Source organism: Pseudonocardia charpentierae (genome assembly GCF_031845345.1).
Taxonomy (GTDB): domain Bacteria; phylum Actinomycetota; class Actinomycetes; order Mycobacteriales; family Pseudonocardiaceae; genus Pseudonocardia; species Pseudonocardia charpentierae.
On the sequence record NZ_JAVREJ010000099.1, the window covers coordinates 1 to 668 of the forward strand.

The 668-nt window shown below is 73.5% G+C and carries 1 protein-coding gene; it reads left to right on the top strand.

The window, feature by feature from the left end:
- Nucleotides 1–668 (top strand): transposase (locus tag RM445_RS32035; protein WP_311560610.1); only part of this gene is annotated, 668 nt, incomplete at both ends.

Below are 668 nucleotides of genomic sequence, written 5' to 3' on the forward strand. Positions count from 1 at the left end.
CGGCGGACGTGGTCGCCTCGGTGATCGTGTTGCAGACCTTGCACGGGCTGTCGGACAGCGAGGCGGTCGAGGCGGTCACGTTCGATCTGCGGTGGAAGGCCGCGTGCGGGCTGGCGGTGACCGCGCCGGGGTTCCATCCGACGGTGTTGACCTACTGGCGGCGCCGGCTGGCCGCCTCGGCGCGGCCGCGGCGGATCTTCGATGTGGTCGGGCAGGTGGTGGCCCAGACCGGGGTGCTGACCGGGAAGACGCGGCGCGCGTTGGATTCCACGGTGCTCGATGACGCGGTGGCCACTCAAGACACGGTCACCCAGCTGATCGCGGCGATCCGCCGGGTCGCCCGGGACGTGCCCGGCGCTGCCGCGGTGATCGCCGAGCAGTGCTCGGCCCATGACTACCGCGATCCGGGCAAGCCGGCGATCGCCTGGGACGACCCCGACGCCCGGGCGCGGCTGGTGGATGTCCTGGTCTCGGACGCGCACCGGCTGTTGGGACACCTGCCCGACGCCGAACTCGACCCGCGGGCCGCCGACGCGGTCGGGTTGCTGGCGCTGGTCGCCGGGCAGGACGTGGAGCCCGTCGAGGGCTCCGACGGGACTGACGGACGCTGGCGCATCGCGCGGAAGGTCGCCCCGGAGCGGGTGATCTCCACCGTCGATCCCGAGGCC